Source organism: Paenibacillus sp. 1781tsa1 (assembly GCF_024159265.1).
Lineage (GTDB): Bacteria > Bacillota > Bacilli > Paenibacillales > Paenibacillaceae > Paenibacillus.
Genome location: NZ_JAMYWY010000001.1, coordinates 3,710,028 through 3,728,604, shown reverse-complemented (window position 1 = coordinate 3,728,604; position 18,577 = coordinate 3,710,028). Strand labels below are relative to the sequence as shown.

Below are 18,577 nucleotides of genomic sequence, written 5' to 3'. Positions count from 1 at the left end.
CCCATATGGCGACTCCTTATGCTTTCTAGACAAAGGTATGCCTATGTATGCGCCGATCCGAGAGTTGGGCAAAATCAAAAGCAAAAGCATTACTGGCTGCAGCGGAACGGAATCATTTCGAAAGGCTCCGTTCCCCACCCATCTTATCAGCATTGAAATGTACGTGAGCATATTACTTCATTATCGAGAGCATCTGAGTATCCTAGAAAAGCAAATGGATGCCTTCGTTAATGAATTGGTGGAAGAATATCAGATTATCCAATCGATTCCCGGTATTGGTGAAAATCGCGGCAACGTTTATTTCGGAAATCGGTGAAATCGATTGGATTAATCACCCCAAGAAGTTGGTCGCGTTTGCTGGCGTAGATCCTGGCTCCCACATATCGGGGAAGTTTACAGTAACACTCAACCGATTACAAAACGTTGCTCCAGTAGGCTTCGACATTCCTTATTTTTGGCCGGCCTGGGATCATGTTGTTGTTCCTCGACATTTATTTCATGTTAATAATGTCAGAACCCACGTTAATTAATATTAATTGTTTACATAAGTCATATCATTAACTCTTCGTCTATCGGATATTCCCATAGTCCCAGTTTTCCCTTCACTGGAATATAGGGCTTCAGCAGACGGAAACCCGCTACTTCCCACGCAAAATAACCTGGACTGTAATCCCCTAACAGGAAGTCCTCTCCCGTCACAACCTTCCCGCAATCCAGAATGGCTGACGTATGATTAGCATCGATGACTTGATAACAATTTGAAAGCTCGCAAGTTGCAAGGATAACCCCCGTAGGGAGGTTTTGTTCCGTATAGCCATTCTTGGCGAGTAAAGAACGTATGGGTTCATTTTTGCAGGCCTGCTTATCGACTTTCTGGCTTGCATGAATGGCCAACGGACCGCGATACCGGGTCTTCCAGGATCTTGTTTCATAGAGAGTCTCGCCTTGGACAAGCAGAGTCGCCCATGGTTGAATCATAGATAATACTTTCATTCCTCTACGCTCCATTTCTGTTCATAATGAATTATGATTCCCCAAACATTCTCGAGACTTTCCATACCCGCAAGTACCCACGCTAAGATATGAGCTTGCAACTATAAACCGATCGGTTTATACTAATACAAACGGTATATAAAGTAGGTGATCCATGAACAAGCCCCATTCATATTTCTGAGCCAAATAGTCTCTGTATAAACAAAAATATAACAACTAATGGAGGTATTTTCCATGGCTAAAGTAAATGTAGGCGCTGAGAATGAACAACCAATCGAACTGTATTATGAAGATCATGGTGCGGGAAAACCAATTATTTTAATTCATGGCTGGCCTTTGAGTGGACGATCCTGGGAGAAGCAAGTTCCTGCACTAATTGAAGCAGGCTACCGCGTTATCACATATGACCGTCGTGGATTCGGTCAGTCTTCTCAACCTTGGGATGGTTATGACTATGATTCATTTGCATCGGATTTGCATAAATTGATACTGCACCTTGATCTGCGTGATGCCACATTAGTTGGATTCTCCATGGGTGGCGGAGAAGTTGCACGTTATGTGGGAACCTACGGGACAGAACGCGTTTCTAAAGCCGTATTTGCGGGAGCGGTTCCTCCCTATCTCTATATAACCGAAGACAATCCTCAAGGCGGATTGGATGATGCAACGATTGCAGAATTCCAAAACGGGGTTAAAGCGGATCGGCTAGCATTTTTGGATGGTTTTACAAGCAACTTTTTCGCTGCTGGAGACCGTGCAGACCTTGTGAGCGAACCATTCCGTATCTATAACCGTGATATTGCAGCTCTGGCTTCACCTAAAGGCACATTGGATTGTATTGCTGCCTTTGCCCTTACGGATTTCCGTCAGGATCTGGAGAAGTTCAACATTCCAACACTGGTTATCCATGGCGATTCAGATGCCATCGTGCCTTTGGAGGTGAGTGGACAACGTACTCATGAATCCATCCCTGGCAGTCGTCTGGTCGTTGTCGAAGGTGGACCACACGGATTCAATGCGACCCATTCTGAACAATTTAATGCAGCATTGATCGAATTTTTGCAAGATTAAATTTAATTCGACTGATCATTTTAGCTAAAAAAACAAAATGAGAGAAAAAGTAGAACGCCTCCTATAGAGGAGACGTCCTGCTTTTTCATTATTTCATAGGATATGCATATGAAGAATGAACACCCTCTTGATCATTGGTAATACACAAAAAGAGCCACTACGCATAAGATTGATGGCAACTTGGTACATTATGAGTCTGAACCGATTCGACATTTGTATTGAATTTCGGATATAAACTTGCACTTATAAACCGATCGGTTTATATTAATACAAACGGTATAGAAAGTGAGGAAGATTTAATGAATAATTTAACTCCCCCATTCACTCGTGAGACAGCAATCCAAAAAACACGTATGGCAGAAGACAGCTGGAATAGCCGAGACCCTCAGCGCGTCTCACTTGTGTATACTGAGGATTGTTATTGGAGAAATCGGAGCGAATTTATAACAGGCCGCCAAGAAATTGTCTCTTTACTAACTCGAAAATGGGCCAAAGAACTGGACTACCGCCTTATCAAGGAGCTTTGGTCATTTACGGATAACCGTATTGCAGTTAGATTCGCATATGAATGGCGTGATGATAGTGGCAATTGGTTCAGATCGTATGGAAACGAAAATTGGGAATTTGCTGACGACGGCTTGATGCAGCGCAGATTTGCTTCGATTAATGACATGCCGATTAAGGAAGAGGAACGAAAATTTCATTGGCCTCTCGGCACGCGCCCCGCTGAACACCCAAGCCTAAGTGAGTTAAACCTATGACGCGCACTGTTTTTGAAAAATCTGATGTCATCCCTCTCGTTACTGAGGTATTTCGTGAATTAGGTTATGAGGGTGCATCTATGAGTAAAATTACAGCCCGTACAGGTCTATCTAAAGGAAGCTTATATTATTTCTTTCCGGGTGGAAAAGATGAGATGGCTGCTGAAATTCTTGCTCACATTGATCAATGGTTTATCAAGAACATTTTTGAACCGCTCGAAAAGAATGAACCTCGGGCAGCCATTGATCATATGTGGCAAGAGGTCGATACTTATTTTCAATCTGGTCAGCGTATATGCCTTATTGGTGCATTTGCTTTGGACGAAACAAGAGATCGATTCGCTGCTGTAATTCGGCAATATTTTATAAGATGGATTGAAGCCTTAAGCGCGGCACTAGTTCAAGCAGGTATCTCTAAAGAGACTGCTGACCAAATTTCAGAAGAAACCATTGCTAGTATTCAAGGGGGATTAATTCTGAGTAGAGGACTTCATGATGAATCCTTTTTTGAACGTACATTGGCAAATCTGTCACAACGAGTCTCAACTTATGTTTCTAAAAGCAACTCTGGTCAGTGACACAAAAGTGTTCTTTAGTAAAACTGGCGGAATTTCTTCTCCTCAAAAAAACAAGTAATTTTTTCTTGACGATTTCATTAGCGACTTTATCGGAGGTCAATATCATGAGCAATTTTGTCGTAAAACAATTGGGATTTGTTCGCCGTCAGGCAATTGATTATGTGAGGAATATAAATGACTCTGCCTCGGAAATCATTCCAACAGGTTTGAAAAACAATATAAAATGGAATCTAGGCCACATGTATGTTATTCATGAGAAATTCGCTTTCCAACTTAGTGGACAAGAAACCAAATATCCTGCTAATTTTAGCAAGTTGTTTGAATCAGGAACTAAACCGTCTGACTGGAATATAGAGCCTCCAACGATGGCACAGATAATCGAATTGTTAACTGAACAAATGGAAAGGGTTGAATCGGTACTTTTAAGCAAATTGAAAGAAGAAATCAATCCTCATTACAAGTCTTCTACAGGACTTACCTTTACAAATGTTGAACAATTACTGGGTTTTTTGATTTACCATGAAGCAATGCACTTTGCAACAATTAAAAATATCAAGAGCATAATTGACAGTTAGGATTAGTAAAGAATTTGTTAAAACCAATGTCTCGCCACGAAATATTGAGTTTTCTTATTAATCTTGTCCCTCGACACTTGTTTCGTTGATCTATTGCCTTTTAGTCATTGAACTATCCTGCTCGCTAGTTAAAACGAAAAGCAGCCAATCACATTGATCAGCTGCTTTCTTCGTTTTATTGAGCAAACGTCACTATACTCTATAACGTAAAGCTATATGGACACAGTACTACTCATATTCTAAAGAACTAACTGTATGGGTTAAGAATCGCGAGTATCTGATGATCCTCCCATTTTCCATTAATATGAACATTCTGTCGAGCAATGCCTTCTTTTTGAAAGCCAACCTTCTCAAGCACTCGAATTGAAGCGATATTATGCGTCATTGCCCCTGCTTCAATTCTATGTAATTTTAATTTATGGAAGCCATGGTCAACGACTAACCGAACAGCCTCAGTCGTGTAGCCTCTACCATTACTTTTTTGATCTAAGTCGTATCCGATATATGCACTTTGAAGAGGGCCCCGCATTACGTGAAAAAGGCTTACCGTCCCCACTAACATATTATCGGTGTTTGTGAAGATTCCAAAATTATATGCTTGGTCATTTTTTCTAGCTTCGACCTGCTTTTGAATATGCTTAAGCTGTCCTTCCAGCGTATAAAATTCGTCGGTGCGTATCGGTGCGTAGATTTCAAAAAAATCACGATTTTCTTTCTGCAACTGGAGTAGTCCAGCAGCATCATCGACGGAAATATCCCTAATATGTATGTTGACGCTTCTCAAAGTAAGCCCTCCTCTTATAAATATTTGTGTAAATGATAGCATATGTACTATTCAAACTCAAAAATGTAACCTCATCGAATTTAAAACTATCCTGCCCATTAAACTGAGAATATTAAGAGTTTTGGAAATCTAAGTACAAGACATCAAGCAAGTTAAGGGATTTCAATATGTTCTTGTCCATTCCGGTAATCGGTACAGATAAAATAAAAAAGCCGCTAAATTAGCGACTTAAGTGGAAACCTGTTCTCGTCTCGCGACATTCGGTCAGTGCTGCCGCGTATCTTCGCTCAATTAATTACATTTCAGCAAAACTGCAACCGATCCCCGGTCATATTATATTCCTCTCCATTTGCTGCATTAGCTTTCTTAAGATCAGGCGTTCTTCCTCAGAGATAGAGTGAAGCAATTTTGCTTGTTGCTCCCTCCATTTTTTATCGACTGGTTGCTCTAATTCTTTTCCTTTTTCGGTCAGGTAAATACGCATGACTCGCGCATCTTGTACATCACGTTTGCGATATATAAATCCGTTATGCTCCAGTGATTTAACCATATTTGTTACTGTTGGAGGCTCACACTTTAAGTGTTCACATAGCTGCATCTGTGTTACGCCGTCACCCATCCACAGACGATAGAGCAAATTATCCTGCCCTACATAAAGATTAAGTTCCCGCAGTGATTCACTATAATTTCGACGCATTTGGGAGGAAATCCGATCTAAAGACTGTCGAATGTCACAGTCTACTGCATCTGTCATGTATGTTCCCTCCCTTTAAGCGATTAATATTAAGCAAACTAAATGTATCACGACGTTATTTTAGGAGTCAATTCACTATCATGTTAAACTCATCCCGGTGCAGATCCATCATTTTTAGCAAATATCTCTCTGGGAATCGTACTGCATGTGACCCGAAATTTCAAAAAAACGACAGATAGACATTATTGTGTGTCCTCATCTGCCGCTTCTTCTAAATTAGTATCAGAGTTATTACTTTAGGAATTATACATCTCTCTATTTAGATTGACGATTTCTTCATGCGAAAATCCACCAGAAACCGCGATCAGCTTCTCCATAACTTTGTCCCGCAGAAATGGGGCTTGTTCTTTTTTTGCCTTTTGAAGTGCTTCACTTAATTCCTCTTTGGTTAGTTCTGTGCAATATGCTGGTGTTCCAGGCTGCTGTCTCCATGAATCATTTAAACTCCCGCTATCCACTGTATCGAAACCTACTTCGCTGACTATGCTCATAATTGTTTGCTTTTGCTGAAGATCGTCACCGGCAATAGCTGCCGCAATGCGACGACTGCTCCCTTCCGGTTTACCTTCATATTCTAAAGTATAGGCTAACAAATTATTAAAAGCTTTGATAATTGATCTGCCTAATTGTTTTGTGACCCAGACACTTTCAACCATCCCGTTCTCGATCTCTTCAATTTTCACTCCCATTTGAGGATAGTAATTGGAAGTGTCAACGACAATAACTTCATCCGCCGCTTTTTCAACTACACTACGAATATTAGGCAGCGCATGAAGAGGAATAGATATGATGAGAACATCAATATTGGAAATGACATCTTCTACCTTCACAGGAGTTGCATTAAGTGGTTTCCCTTCGAGACGTTCTACACCACGAGCATCTGCAATTTTCACATCGTGATTATTATTTACCAACTTTTTCGAAATAGATAATGCAATGGGTCCCGCGCCAATGATTCCGAATCTCATTTTGTTCACTCCTATTTAATATTTAATATTTAATAATGGTGTCATTTTACCTCATACATGTCATTTTGATACTCGGAAAGGTTTCCGTGAGCAATGGTTATTTTTTAGCAAATCCTTGTTTGTTCAAATAGTCCATCATTTGAGGTAGGATACTTCTTTGAAGATGATCCTGTATGTGATCACTCCATCCTGTTACTTTTTTCACTGTAAAAGGAGCTCTTATTGGACGATTCTCATAGTATTTCAACATGGTTTCGTCATAAATAGCCAATTTATCTTGGTCGAGTGCCCGATACTGATTTTCAAGTAAAAGCATAGATTGAGGCAGACGAGGTTTTAGTTCAGGTTTATTTCCCGTGGGACTGCCTATGCATAATCCCACTAACGGAATCACATACTTCGGTAAGCCCAACAAGTCTGATAATTCCTCAATATTAGCTCTGACCGCACCAATAAAAACACCGCCTAGTCCCATAGATTCAGCCGCAGTTAATGCATTTTGTGCCATGAGCCCGGCATCGAATGAACCAATCAAGAGGAATTCAATATATTCGATGTCTACATCCGGAGCAATTTGATGGTTTCGGTTAAAATCCGCACAAAAAATCCAAAACTCTGCCGCCTCTTCAATATAAGGTTGATCAACACAAAGTTTTCTCACCTTTGTTCGTAGAACCGGATCAGTGATACGAACAATGGACACGGCCTGCAAAAGACTGAACGATGAAGTTTGATTGGCGGCCTTAAAGATCGCATCGACTTGTTCCTCTGCTAAAGGTTGCGATGTGTACGTACGATACGATGTGTGATTATGAAGCAACTCAAGTGTGTGATTCATGTAATCTCTCCTTTATTTGTTTATTTCAATTCCCGCATCCCATATTCGTATGGAACGCCCATGTTCTCTCGAAGGGTTTTTCCTTCGTATTCGGTGTGAAACAAACCACGTTTCTGTAAGATAGGCACAACCTGGTTTACAAAATCCGCAACGCCATCAAAAGCTATATCGGGGACGACTGAAAAGCCGTCACACGCTTCAGCCAAAAACCATTCTTCTAAAAAATCAGCAACTTGTGTGGGTGTGCCTGCAACGACAGGATGATAATTAATGACCCCATGGGCAAGAACATCGCGTATGGATAGCCCTTGCTGCAGTAATTTCAAGGCTTTTGGTGATCTTGGGTCCATTGGATGAGCATATGCATGTTTCAACAAGTCAGCAGGTAATCCCTTATCAATATCTATCGAGTTTACCGACAAGGGTAAACCGATCATTGAACCGAGATAACTTACCCGACTAGGAATCTCCTGAGGATTAAAGCTCATAAGCTGTTTTCGACGTGTCAAGGCTTCTTCTTCGGTTGAAGCTAGCGAAAACATAAAACCCGCAAACATCTTGATATCATCAGGTTTTCGGCCAAAATGAACGGCACTTTGCCGAATCGCTTGTCTTTGTTCACGAGCAGATTCGATATCATATGGATTCGCGTACACACCCGAGGCATATCTCCCAGCTAATTCTAATCCCTCATCCCCTCCTCCCGCCTGAAAAATAACAGGTTGGCCTTGTGCAGAAGGGGGAATTGGCAAAGGACCACGAGATGCATAATATTGACCTTGAAGGTTTATTGGCTTGATTTTGTCCATATCAGCGAATGTTCCTCCTTCTACATCAAGTGTCCAAGCATCGGACTCCCAACTCCCCCACAAAGCCTGAACAATTTGTATACTTTCATGTGCTTTGTCATACCGTTCTTTACGGTTGGCAACTTTTGCACCAAAATTGGCAGCTGCTGAGGGGTCGGATGTAGTAACCGCATTCCAACCTACACGTCCTTGACTAATTACATCCAGTGCTTTGAACTGACGTGCAATGTTGTATGGATAGTTGAATGTCGTAGAAAGTGTAGCAACAAGTCCAATGTGTTTCGTTTCTCGGGCTACGGCCATTAGAGCCAACGTTGGATCCATTGGGAACGCAGGCGTCTGAGGGCCTAAGTTCACAGTTAATGAAGGAGTATCGGCAATAAAAATCATTTGAAACTTCCCCTGTTCGGCTATCTTCGCCCGTTCTACATAACTATCTATATTTGTATAAGCTGCTGGGTCAGTGCCAGGCACTCTCCAAGCGCTGAATTCACCGCCGTATCCTGAAACCATCTGTAGAGCCAATTGCATCTTCTTGTTTTTTTGCATATAATTTTTCTCCTTCATTCCATATAAGCAAGTAGTGGATTTGAAATACACAATAAATTTAATAGTCTAACTTGCTAACGATGACATTGAAAAATATAATAATTACTTAGCATGCTAAATATATAACTAAAAATTTTTTTTTTTTAAAACAAATTAAATTGTTTTGGTTGTTGACCCAATCTTAAGTGTGTTCGTTTGTTTTGCAAAGAGGGCAATATAAATGTACATAGTACATCTTTCTGTACCTATAGAATAGGAGTGATATCAATGCGGGTTTGTAATGAAGGATTTGAGCAAGAGTTCATCGATGGAAATAGTGATATGTACGCGATAGCCTTTACCCAGAATGTTCTTTCCGGACGGTGGAAGTATTTTATATTATGGTATCTAAAAGATGAAACACGTCGTTATTCGGACATCAAAAAATTCCTTGGGGATCTCTCTCAGGGCTCACTTACCAAGCAACTTAAGGAATTAGAGAATGATGGCGTTATTCAACGTGATATTTATCCGGAAGTTCCTCCACGAGTCGAGTACTCTTTGACAGAAAAGGGAATGAAGTTACTTCCAATCCTTGAAAAGATGGAGGACTTCGGTAAAGAATTCGGTGGAAACCGATGATTTGAAGATAGTTTTCTTCACAGCCCTAACACTTGATGCTTGATATTTGATCATAATTTTTTACCGTTATGAATAAAGTGAGGATTCTGAAAAGGTCCGGCTTGTACATCGATGATCAATAAAGCTGGCTTGTCGAACATAGCTATCCCCCCGCTTAATTCTTCATTCATTTCTAAGGTTAGAATTTCCTTAATCTCAATAAATAAAAGCAGCTGATCAATACGATCAGCTGCTTTCTTGGTATGATTAAGCTATCGTTTCCCGTTAGTTTAATCACTAGATAGAATTAAATTAAAGTTTGATCAGTTTTCAACTTATCCTTATTTAAGGAGCACTATTATAGTGCATTTTAATGACTCTATTTTACACAATGAAAAATAAAGGATCGATTTTTAGAATTTGCGTGTTCAAATTCCCAATCGCCATATGTTTCAATTTCCGAAAACCCTGTTTGTTTCAGCGACTCATCCAATTCTCCTTGATTTCGAAATCTGATCTGCATTTTTTCATGAACTAGGACTTCGTCTGTTTTTGTATTTTTCACAGTTTCATAAAAAGTATAGATATCTCCCTCAAACCCTTCATATTCTGTATAGATTTCGAGAGGGTCTCCACTTCGCATATCTTTAGCCAAGTCCGGAGTCCTATCCTTCTCCCACTCTTCCCACACTTTGGCCAAAGGGTTTCGAATATCAAAAATAAAGTGACCGCCAACTTTTAGGGATCGAAATATGTCTGAGATTACTTTCTTCCAACTGTCATCAGTAAGAAATACCTGTGCCACATTGGCAGTCATAATAACCGCGTCATAGGTATTGGTTTGTAAATTCGAGCTATCCCCTACAATCCAATTCACATTGCCTGAATTATCTTTAATTCTCGCCATTTCAATCGCTTCTTCATGGGGATCAATAGCTGTAATTTTATAACCGTACGGAACAAGATGAGTAGTCCATCTTCCTGTTCCGCAGCCTAAGTCAACGATAGACTCTATTTTTAATTTCTTTAGCAATGCAAGGAAAAATTCGTCGTCCCTTCCCCAATGGTTAATCTGGTCATATACTAATGGAATCATAAATTTCGTTTCCCACTTTCTATAGCATTTTTACTAGTTCAACATATAAGAAATGGTTTAGTCAACACTTCGTTCGGATGATCCCGGACAAGTTCAACGATGAACCTGAATATTACATAAAGTATAAACTGATATTCTTGATCTTGAGATAGTTCAACTGAGCTGCCCGTTAGCTTATGATAAAATGCGTCCATAAATAAAAAGCGCCCGGGCAAGCACCCGGGACACTCCAATTTATAAGTTGATTTCCAATTATTTCGAAGACCACAGTTCCATACGCTGAGCATATTTCTCGTTAATGATATCTTCCACTTTTTCATCGCCAGCCTTCTTCATATCCTCCAGCATCTTGTCAAACACAGAGTTGGCTTCAGCTTCACTTGGAGCAATAATGGCTCTCGTAATGCTCTGATCCATAATATCCTTCACCTTCTGGGCGGTAAGTGCTTGAGGTGTTCCCCCATCTGGATTCAGGTTATCATACTGCGCTGTATCCCATACAGAATCCCCAAGACTCTTAATGGCCAGTTCATCCACTTCACTGCGTTGGAATTTAACGGCCATGTCATAAGGCTGTCCATTCGGATCCAGACCATTTTTGATAAACCATAACCATTTACGAACGCCACTTTTCTTCACCGTATCATCCCAGTTATCCTTGAAACTCTGCAGGAATGCAGGGTCTGGTTGTCGCTTGCCATCCACCATGGTATATTGTTCGCCTTCCTTACCCCACAGCAGCAAATGCTGTCCTTCATCACTCGCCAGATAATTAAACAGCTTTATCGTTTCTTCCGGGTGTTTGTTGTTTTTGGTAATGGCGATTGCATCCCATCCAAGCGAGCTTCTTGGGCCAAATGACGTTTGGGCCGGATCTACACCTGGAGCAACAACCTTGTATGCGAACAACTGATTCTTTTCCCCGCCATCCTTTTTCAGGGCCGCATTGCCGTTACCTGGGTCCCAATATGCTCCTGGGGTAGCGAATACCGCACCAGTTGTCAGCTTTTGAATCCATGTCTGCGTCTTGCTAATCGCAAATTCCTTCTCAATCAGACCTTCTCTATATAACCTATTCATGTATAAAAGCATTTCACGATATTTAGGGTCCTTAACATCATATTGCAGACGTCCGTTGTTGTCATAATACGTTTTTAAACCCCACATGCCTTTGAATGTTCCCAGATTCGCGCCCATGTTTTCACCGTTCATCGTCATGGGAATGGATTCTTTGCCATCAATCGTGTTGTATTTTTCTTTGAAATTTTTCAGGAGTGCTTCAAACTCGTCCGTGGTGAGTGGCTGTGAACCATCGGCTTTGTCTGGAAGGAACTCTTCCAACAGACTCTGTCTCATCAGCATGCCGAAGACCGGATCACTGTCGAGTCCATACCAGTTTGCCAAATAGTAGTTTTTGCCGTCTGAATATCGTGTTTTGGTCAAGGTTTCGCCGTACATTTCTTTCAGATCCGAACCATACTTTTCAATTAACTCATCCAGTGGAATGAATGCGCCGCTTGAAATGTACTTATCGAGGGAAGCATCTCCACGACTCATGACCACCACATCCGGATAGTCACCACTCGCCAGCATCAGACTCAGTTTTTCCGTTGGATTCCCCGTTGGCTGTTGGATGGAGATCTCTATGCCCGTCTTTTTGGTAATTTCCTGGGCCACTGCATCGGTAAAAGGTTCTCCTTTGGTATTGCCATCAAACCAGGTCAGCGTAATCGGCCCTTGTTCCCCGTCTTTACCCGCTGTGTTGTTCTCCCCATCACTGGAGGAGCAGCCCGCAAGCAAACCAACGACTAATGCAGCTGTAATCCCCATGGTCATCCATTTTTTTGTCTTTGTCATTGACACCCTAATTCCTCCCAATGAATAAATTCCTGTCGTGCTAGATGGAGCATTTCCAAAACGATCTCTGCCCACCCCCTTTCAGGAAGAGGCTACCGGACAAGCCTTCCCTGCAACCGGATTATGGAATAGATTAACTCTTCACCGCTCCCAAAGTCATGCCTTTGACAAAGTATTTTTGCAGGAACGGATATACCATAACGATCGGCAAGGTAGCTACCATCGTAGCAGCCATTCGAATGGTATCGCTTGAAACGGCATTTCGTTTGGCCGAGTTGGCCAGCATTTGCGTTTGAGAGATCATGCCACCCGTCTGGAATTGATTCAATATTTTCACGAGCACGGCTTGCAGAGTCTTCAGGTCCGAACTATAGGTGAACGCATAGGAATCAAACCAGGCATTCCAATGCCCAATGGCTTGAAAAAGCCCGACTGTTGCAAGTACTGGTGTTGTCAGCGGCATCACAATCCGAAAGAAAATCGTCAGATCGTTAGCCCCATCCACCCTCGCCGATTCTTCAATCTCATGGGGTAGCTGCTCCATAAAGGTACGGACGATAATCATATAGAAGACATTCATCAAACTTGGCAAAATGAACACCGAAAATGTATCGATCATGTTCAACGCCTTAAGTACCATGTAGAACGGAATCAGTCCGCCACTGAAATACATGGTGAAGATAAAGTACAGGTTCCATCCTTTGCGACCGATGAGATTCCGCCGACTTAGCGGATACGCAAGCATCGTAATGACGAGAACCGATAGCGGTGCGCCAATCAGCGTTCGTTTGACGGTTACCCACAGCCCGTTTAGAATCTCGCTATCTTTCAAAATCTGCTGATAGCTGTCCAAGGTCAAGTCCCTGGGCCACAGATAAACGCCGCCCCGTACCGTATCCTCCGCGCTGTTCAATGAAAGAACGAGTATATTCCAAAACGGAAGAAATGTAACGAGTAATACGAGAATAAGGATGAAATACACAATAATTTTGAAAATACGATCCCCGAATCTGTTCAGAATCATCACAAGCGCTCCCCTCTGTCTTTTATAATTAGAACAACGCCTGGTCGTTCACTTTTCTGGAAATCCGGTTCACGATGAGGACAAGAATAAAGGCAACAACGGATTTGAACATCCCCACGGCAGCCCCGTAAGAGAACATGCTGTTCTGTAGTCCGTATTTGTAGGCATAAATATCGATAACTTCGGAGTATTCAAGCACGGTATTATTTTGCAGCAGGTATTGCTGTTCAAATCCTGCATTCAAAATGCCTCCGACCGCAAGAATAGCCAATATGACAATGGTAGGGCGCATGGATGGCAGTGTAATATGCCACATTTGCTTAAATCGGCTGGCTCCGTCCACCCTGGCCGCTTCGTAAAGCTCCGGATTAATGGAAGCGATTGCGGCGAGATACATAATGGCGCTGAACCCCATCTCTTTCCACATGTTCGACAATGCGATAATCCACCAGAATAGAGGCCCGTTCTGCAAAAATGCAACTGGTTCTTTGATGATGCCCAGCAGAACCAGAATATTGTTAAGCATTCCATCCGAAGCCAGCAGCGTAATCACAATGTTGGCTGCGATAACCCATGAGATAAAATGCGGCAGATAAGAAACCGTCTGTACAAAACGCTTGAAAAATCCCTGTCTCGCTTCATTCAGCACAAGCGCGAGGATGATCGGGGCAGGAAATCCGAAGAACAGTGTCAGCAAGCTTGTCGCAAGCGTGTTACGCATAACCCGGTAGAAATCTCCTGTAGTAAAGAAATACCCAAACCATTGGAAACCTACAAATTCGGCATGGAAGAACTGGTAAAAGAATGATCCCCCACCCGGCTGATAATTCGTAAACGCCATATACAGTCCAAACATCGGACCATAGGAAAATAACAATGTAGCAATAAAGGCAGGAAGCATAAGCACGAATAACCATTTTTGCTCTTTTAGTCTGCTTATCAGATTATTGCTCCTGACTGTTTTGATAGCGCTTACCTTATGCATTAAATACCCTCCCTTTTTCTATACAGCAGCATGGCCGGCCATATCTGGATTCAACTTCTCTCCTATTATCATAAATTTGACGCCAATCGCTTGCCATAGTCGAATTCTCCGAAAGATACCGCTTTTTAAAGATGTTTTTGTAAAAAGTGAGGATTGGATTTCCATATTCACTCTGCTATGATGAACTGTGCAACGAATAATCAGTCAAGAGAGGGCTCCCGAATGCGCCAATTCTATCGAAAATACATATACATGCCTTTTGTTAACCTGAGCTTTCGTTCCAAATTGTTCATGGTATTTGTTCTGGTCACCATCATTCCAATGATGCTATTGGTTTATTTTTCCTATGAACTTACCAAAACGAAACTTACCGAGCAGATCTACATCAATATGACGAACTCAACAGCTCAGATCACCAAAAATCTGGAGAACAAGCTGGACAGTTATGAACATATTTCCGCCTCTATTTATTTGGATAACCGCCTTGCCAATTACCTGACGAACGAGTATCAGGATGATCCATCCTATCTGGACGTCTATAATTACATCGGCAATCGGATTGACACGGTGATGGCTGCCTACCCTGATTTTGATAGCGCATTCATTTATTCGGACAATCCATCACTGCCCAAAGACAATTATTATATCCGGCCAATTACACCCGAAGTTCAGAACACGGAACTCTTCCATAAGTTGAAACAATCCTATGGGAACATCATTCATCTCTCATCGCCGCAGACCGAGAATGGCCCTGCCATGTTTACCCTCGCCCGGATGCTGAACAACAATAGTAATCAGTACCCCTACGGCATGCTGGTCTTTCAAATCTCAGAGTCGGTCATCTATTCCTTAATGGAAAAGGAAGCAGGCGGAAAAGATATTTTCATCATTAATGACAAGGGAATTATTCTGTCATCAGCGGACAAACAGTTAATTAATACAAGCCTGCCCGAACTTCTTCATCAACATTTTGATGATACGGCTTCAGGGAGATTTGATACAACGTATCAAGGCGTAAAGGCTCTAGCGGTTTATAATACGCTCAAAAACGGCTGGAAAACGGTATCCATCTTCCCTTACGACAGTATTATCAAGGATGCCAAAGCTCTCTCTCAGCTTATTATCAAAATTTCACTAGGCTTCATTGGCGTGGCGTTGCTGCTCATTTATATTACCGCATCGCTGTTCAGCAAACGCATCAGGACGTTAATACGAATGATTCGGCGCATTGAGCGGGGAGATTTCAACCCTACCCATGAGGAACAAATGGGCAGTGATGAGATAGGACAGCTTCACTTTGCATTCGAACAGATGACAACCCGGTTGAAAAGCCTGGTGACGGAGGTCTACCAGAAGGAGCTGCAGAGCAAGGAAGCCGAGCTTGACCTGCTTCAAGCACAGATTAATCCTCATTTTCTGTATAATACACTCGGCTCGATCTCCTCTCTGGCCGTAAAGCATCAAGATCCCCAGATTCAGGATATGGTCCTTCATCTGGCCAAGTTTTATCGGATATCCCTGAATAAAGGAAAGAGCATCCTGACCATCAATGAGGAACTGAAACTGACGCAGAGCTATAATGCCATTCAGCTTATTCGATTTAAGGGCAAGCTCAACATCATCTACACGATAGATCAATCGATCCTGCCCTACTCGACCGTGAAGCTTGCGTTACAACCTTTTGTGGAGAATGCAGTCATTCACGCTCTTTGGAATCAAGATCGGCCCCTAAATATTCATATCAAGGGCGTCATCGAGAACAATAGCATTATCTTATCTGTTATAGACGATGGAATGGGCATGCGGCGTGAGACGCTTCAGTCTTTGTTTGAAGAGAAAGAAGGTCGAGGCTATGGCATTTCAAATGTGGATCGGAGAATTAAGCTGAAGTTCGGTGAATATTACGGTGTTAAAGTGTATAGCAAACTAGGCATGGGAACCACGGTCCAAATTCGTCTGCCACAAAAAGAGATCCAATAAAAAAGGAGTGCGATGCAGCCACTATTGGCTTGCAAAGCACTCCTTTAATCCATTCTACAGCATCCTTTTATACCTGCTCACGGATACGGTATACCAGACTGTCGAAATCGCCACGTAGAGGCAGCTCCACCCCGATGTTCATCAGCGCACGGCCACTGACCGATAACCCCAGCTCTTCAATGAGATAGGTCTTGTCAGCCTGAAGACCTGCCAAACGCAGTCTGGGCAACGGTTCACCCAGCTTCTGCGAGTGAAGAAAAGCGAACAGCACATGGTCACTTCCAGCTGCATCGCTGTACTGTACAGCGGTAACTCCCTTATGACGAAGCGCAGTCAAACGGAATTGTCTACCGAATTGTACCAGGTGGCGAATGGCTTTGTATTGTCCGATGAATTCCCCGGACTGCTCGATCCATTCATCACTCCACTCGTTCAGATTAGAACCAATACCAAGCGTGCCCATCATTGCACTGTGGAAACGATACTTCAGGGAGACGTTTCGACCGTTCATTCCTGTAGGTGACTCGGTCACCCAACAGGTCATCATACGTGGTGTATACGTATAGGAGAAGCCTTCCTGAATGCTCAGACGGTCGAACGCATCCGTATTGTCACTCGGCCAGGATTGGTCCGCATAACGGAAGATGCCCAGATCAATCCGCGAGCCACCTCCTGCGCAAGTCTCAAACTCCACATCCGGGAACTTGGCTCTCAGCTGTGCCCATATATCATAGAGACTCTGGACATGCCTTACCCATACCTCTTTCTGGCGGTTAATAGGGTGCCCCTTCATGCCAGGCTCCGTGATGGTCCGATTCATGTCCCATTTAATGAACTTAATCTCATGGTTGCCAAGCAGTTCGGTCATAAAATGGATAATGTATTGCTTAACCTCAGGCTTGGAAATATTCAGCAGCAGCTGATTGCGAAGCTCCGTACGTCCCCGGGTCTCAAAATGATATACCCAGTCTGGATGTTCTCTATAGAGATCACTATCCGGGTTGACCGACTCCGGCTCTACCCATATGCCGAATTCCATCCCAAGTCCGTGAACCCGGTCAATCAGCTCCACAAGTCCGTTCGGAAATTTCTCCTGATTCACGTTCCAGTCACCCAACCCCGCACGGTCGGAATGCCGCTGCCCAAACCAGCCGTCATCCACGACAAATAGTTCCACACCCATCTTGGCTGCCCGCTCGGCAAGCGCCATTTGGTCCTGTGCGTTCACATCGAAGTAGGTAGCTTCCCAGGAGTTGTACAGCACTTTCCCGATTTCACTGCGAGGCAGTATGTACTTGTATTGATATTGATGCAAGCGGTGGCTCATTCCGCCAAAGCCTTCTGGGCTGAATCCGCCGACAAAGACAGGCGTCTCAAACGTTTCGCCCGCACCCAGCAACCATTCATTGTCAAAATCACTGATGCCACCTGTTACCCGCACATGCGTGAATGGGGTCTTCTCCGCAACAATCTTCCAGTTGCCGCTCCAGGCCAGAGCACCAAACCATACCCCACCGCCGCTTTCTGTCGAAAGACCATCATCAATCGCAAACCATGGGTTGGCATGACCGTCCGTGAAACCTCTCCGCGATTCAAGTACCTTTTTTCCCTCTGTCAAAATGGTATTGCGCAGTTGGAATTCACCCGACCATTTCCCCGTAACATGCGTCAGGCGGTAATCCTGGAGATATGGCAAAGTCCAGGCTGCGGATTGCATGCTTTCCAGCACAATATCCCCCTGTCCCTTATTTACGATATTGGCGTAGCGCTCCACCAGGTCAAATTCGGGGATAACCCGATATACCAGCTGTGTTTCAAGTGCATATACCTGATCCTTCAACGTGATCATCAACGTCTGTCTGCCATCCTGTTTAATGATCTCGTGACGGTCATACCTTACCTGAAGATCGCGGACACCATCAGACATACGCAGCTTCAAAGATGGCTCTGTATAAGATGCTCCTCCCCAGAAGCTATACTCCTCCACCTCTCCTTCCACTTCCGCGTCAAAAGAGCTGTGGGATTGTAGATGGAGCAACGGAGCGCTGTCCTCGATGTCCACGGGGTTACCCCAATACAGATGCTGGAGGTGTTCCCTCTCATTAATTCCGAAAATGTAGGACGAATTTAGCGTCTGTATTGCAAATATACGTAGTTGTTCATTATATTGAATCGTCAAGTTTATCATCCTTTCGAGTTCCTGTTACCCTCGTGCTGTGTGTTGTGAACATACTTATTATTGTAGGAAGCAGGAGTTACATTAGCCATATCGCATTCTTACAATCCATAGGGGAAATCGTCTGTCATTTCAAAGGTATGAAAATAAGGCTGCGATTGAATTCGCAGCCTTAAAGC

Annotated in this window: 17 protein-coding genes and 1 pseudogene; 7 read left to right on the top strand and 11 right to left on the bottom strand. The window is 42.9% G+C overall.

The genetic code is table 11. The annotated features are described in order from the left end of the window. Positions 1-44: 44 nt before the first annotated feature. Positions 45-475, top strand: a pseudogene (locus NKT06_RS16365) (transposase); the annotation flags it as partial. Between the two features lie 74 nt (positions 476-549). On the opposite strand, the gene NKT06_RS16360 reads toward NKT06_RS16365, so the two are convergent. Continuing rightward, positions 550-993 carry an ASCH domain-containing protein gene (locus NKT06_RS16360; protein ID WP_253436537.1) on the bottom strand — a complete coding sequence of 148 codons (444 nt, stop codon included), beginning with the start codon at positions 991-993 and terminating at the stop codon, positions 550-552. Positions 994-1,227: 234 nt separating this feature from the next. Here NKT06_RS16360 and NKT06_RS16355 point away from each other — a divergent pair, with 234 nt between their 5' ends. From NKT06_RS16355 to NKT06_RS16340, 4 genes are all read left to right on the top strand, one after another. Continuing rightward, positions 1,228-2,064: an alpha/beta fold hydrolase gene (locus NKT06_RS16355; RefSeq protein WP_253436534.1), complete on the top strand. Its 837-nt coding sequence runs from the start codon at positions 1,228-1,230 to the stop codon at positions 2,062-2,064. Between the two features lie 299 nt (positions 2,065-2,363). Further along, positions 2,364-2,825 (top strand): nuclear transport factor 2 family protein, encoded by a 462-nt coding sequence (locus NKT06_RS16350; RefSeq protein WP_253436532.1) that lies wholly within the window; start codon positions 2,364-2,366, stop codon positions 2,823-2,825. After that, positions 2,822-3,403, top strand: coding sequence for a TetR/AcrR family transcriptional regulator (locus NKT06_RS16345; protein ID WP_253436529.1), 582 nt, complete (start codon positions 2,822-2,824; stop codon positions 3,401-3,403). The genes NKT06_RS16350 and NKT06_RS16345 overlap by 4 nt, the downstream gene beginning before the upstream one ends. Positions 3,404-3,507: 104 nt before the next feature. After that, complete coding sequence (locus tag NKT06_RS16340) at positions 3,508-3,978, top strand: DinB family protein (protein WP_253436526.1); 471 nt, start codon at positions 3,508-3,510, stop codon at positions 3,976-3,978. 247 nt (positions 3,979-4,225) lie between these two features. On the opposite strand, the gene NKT06_RS16335 is transcribed toward NKT06_RS16340, so the two are convergent. From NKT06_RS16335 to NKT06_RS16315, 5 genes are all read right to left on the bottom strand, one after another. Then, positions 4,226-4,762 (bottom strand): GNAT family N-acetyltransferase, encoded by a 537-nt coding sequence (locus NKT06_RS16335; protein WP_253436523.1) that lies wholly within the window; start codon positions 4,760-4,762, stop codon positions 4,226-4,228. A 328-nt stretch (positions 4,763-5,090) separates the two neighbouring features. Continuing rightward, a complete protein-coding gene (locus NKT06_RS16330; RefSeq protein ID WP_253436519.1) occupies positions 5,091-5,516 on the bottom strand; it encodes a MarR family winged helix-turn-helix transcriptional regulator in 426 nt (141 codons plus the stop codon). 236 nt (positions 5,517-5,752) lie between these two features. Beyond that, positions 5,753-6,484: an NADPH-dependent F420 reductase gene (locus tag NKT06_RS16325; RefSeq protein WP_253436516.1), complete on the bottom strand. Its 732-nt coding sequence runs from the start codon at positions 6,482-6,484 to the stop codon at positions 5,753-5,755. A gap of 97 nt (positions 6,485-6,581) precedes the next feature. After that, positions 6,582-7,322, bottom strand: a complete 741-nt coding sequence (gene nfsA, locus NKT06_RS16320) for an oxygen-insensitive NADPH nitroreductase (protein ID WP_253436513.1) — start codon at positions 7,320-7,322, stop codon at positions 6,582-6,584. Between the two features lie 20 nt (positions 7,323-7,342). Then, positions 7,343-8,680 carry an NtaA/DmoA family FMN-dependent monooxygenase gene (locus tag NKT06_RS16315; protein WP_253436510.1) on the bottom strand — a complete coding sequence of 446 codons (1,338 nt, stop codon included), beginning with the start codon at positions 8,678-8,680 and terminating at the stop codon, positions 7,343-7,345. A gap of 267 nt (positions 8,681-8,947) precedes the next feature. Here NKT06_RS16315 and NKT06_RS16310 point away from each other — a divergent pair, with 267 nt between their 5' ends. After that, complete coding sequence (locus tag NKT06_RS16310; protein WP_253436507.1) at positions 8,948-9,301, top strand: winged helix-turn-helix transcriptional regulator; 354 nt, start codon at positions 8,948-8,950, stop codon at positions 9,299-9,301. 358 nt (positions 9,302-9,659) lie between these two features. Here NKT06_RS16310 and NKT06_RS16305 read toward each other — a convergent pair whose 3' ends face one another. The 4 genes from NKT06_RS16305 to NKT06_RS16290 all read right to left on the bottom strand — a co-directional run bounded on the left by NKT06_RS16305 (position 9,660) and on the right by NKT06_RS16290 (position 14,242). Next, positions 9,660-10,376, bottom strand: a complete 717-nt coding sequence (locus tag NKT06_RS16305; protein WP_253436504.1) for a class I SAM-dependent methyltransferase — start codon at positions 10,374-10,376, stop codon at positions 9,660-9,662. Positions 10,377-10,628: 252 nt separating this feature from the next. Then, on the bottom strand, positions 10,629-12,233 hold the full coding sequence (locus NKT06_RS16300; protein WP_253436501.1) for an extracellular solute-binding protein: 1,605 nt from the start codon (positions 12,231-12,233) through the stop codon (positions 10,629-10,631). Positions 12,234-12,366: 133 nt separating this feature from the next. After that, positions 12,367-13,257 carry a carbohydrate ABC transporter permease gene (locus NKT06_RS16295; protein WP_029880772.1) on the bottom strand — a complete coding sequence of 297 codons (891 nt, stop codon included), beginning with the start codon at positions 13,255-13,257 and terminating at the stop codon, positions 12,367-12,369. Positions 13,258-13,285: 28 nt separating this feature from the next. Further along, a complete protein-coding gene (locus NKT06_RS16290) occupies positions 13,286-14,242 on the bottom strand; it encodes an ABC transporter permease (RefSeq protein WP_253436498.1) in 957 nt (318 codons plus the stop codon). Positions 14,243-14,464: 222 nt separating this feature from the next. Here NKT06_RS16290 and NKT06_RS16285 point away from each other — a divergent pair, with 222 nt between their 5' ends. Then, a complete protein-coding gene (locus NKT06_RS16285) occupies positions 14,465-16,222 on the top strand; it encodes a cache domain-containing sensor histidine kinase (RefSeq protein WP_253436495.1) in 1,758 nt (585 codons plus the stop codon). 67 nt (positions 16,223-16,289) lie between these two features. On the opposite strand, the gene NKT06_RS16280 is transcribed toward NKT06_RS16285, so the two are convergent. Beyond that, complete coding sequence (locus tag NKT06_RS16280; protein WP_253436492.1) at positions 16,290-18,410, bottom strand: alpha-galactosidase; 2,121 nt, start codon at positions 18,408-18,410, stop codon at positions 16,290-16,292. Positions 18,411-18,577: the final 167 nt, after the last annotated feature.